This window comes from Nocardiopsis sp. TNDT3 (assembly GCF_003427465.1).
GTDB lineage: Bacteria > Actinomycetota > Actinomycetes > Streptosporangiales > Streptosporangiaceae > Nocardiopsis > Nocardiopsis dassonvillei.
Window position 1 is genome coordinate 1 of record NZ_QPFC01001389.1, and the last position, 1,243, is coordinate 1,243.

The window sequence follows — 1,243 nt, forward strand, 5'->3', positions numbered from 1 at the left end:
CTGTCCCGCGAGGCCAGGAGCAGCATGTCGAGCACGGCGTCACCGTCTGGAACACCGTCCCCGCCCTGCTCGACATGCTGCTCCTGGCCTCGCGGGACAGGGGGCTGCCCTCCTCGCTGCGGCTGGCCCTGGTCTCCGGGGACTGGGTGGGCGGCGACCTGGCGCCGCGCCTGCGCGAGGCGAGCGGCGCACGCGTCCACCTGGTGGCCCTGGGCGGCGCCACGGAGGCGGCCATCTGGTCCAACGCCTTCGACGGCGGCCACGTCCCGCCGGGGTGGCCCTCGGTGCCCTACGGAACGCCGCTGCGCGACCAGCGCTACCGGGTGGTGGACCCCCACGGGCTGGACTGCCCGGACTGGGTGGCGGGGGAGCTGTGGATCGGCGGGGCCGGGGTCGCCCTCGGCTACCGCGGCGATCCCGAGCGCACGGCCGCCCGGTTCGTCACCGCCGGGGGAGAGCGCTGGTACCGCACCGGCGACCAGGGCCGCTACCGCCCGGGCGCGCTCCTGGAGTTCCTCGGCCGCGCCGACCGTCAGGTCAAGGTGGGCGGCCACCGGCTCGAACTCGGTGAGGTCGAGGCGGCTCTGGAGGACCACCCCGGCGTGCGCCGGGCCGCGGCGCTGACGGTGGGGGAGCGCACCTCCCGCAGGGTGGTCGCCTTCGTCACCGAGGACGGCGAGGGGATCGGGGCCGGGGACGGTTCCGGCGTCGTGGCCGACGGCCTGGCCCGCCACCTCGCCGCCCGGCTGCCCGCGCACGCCGTTCCCGGCAGCGTGCGGACGGTCGGGGAGATGCCCCTGACCGCCAACGGCAAGGTCGACCTCCGGGCACTGGAGGAGCTGGCCGCCGCCGAGGCCGGTCCGGGCGGCGCCCCGCTCGCGGACGGGGTGGAGGAGCACATCGCCCGCGTCTGGGGCGAGCTGACCGGCGCCGCCGTCGAGGACCGCGACGCGAACTTCTTCGCCCTGGGCGGCACGAGCCTGCTGGCCATCCGCATGATCACCGTTCTGCGGCGCGAACTCAGCGAGGAGCTGTCCACCCGGGCCTTCCTGGCCGCGCCCACGCTCGCGGCGCTCGCCGACCAGGTCCGCGCGACCAGGGCGGAGGACGTCCAGGACGGGGTGATCTGACCTCGCAGCACCCGTCCCGTCAGCCACTCCCGTGCCGTCCGGTGCTCCGGGCATCGCCCTGAGACGCCCCACACGAACCGTCCGCCCCCACGCTCACCACCCGTACCGACCGC

At 76.4% G+C, this 1,243-nt stretch carries 1 protein-coding gene; it reads left to right on the forward strand.

Annotation, left to right across the window (positions count from 1 at the left end; translation table 11 throughout):
- Window positions 1-1,130, forward strand: a 1,130-nt coding sequence (locus tag DQW06_RS28140) for a non-ribosomal peptide synthetase (RefSeq protein ID WP_157983644.1), incomplete at its 5' end; no start/stop codon positions are given.
- Window positions 1,131-1,243 lie beyond the last annotated feature (113 nt).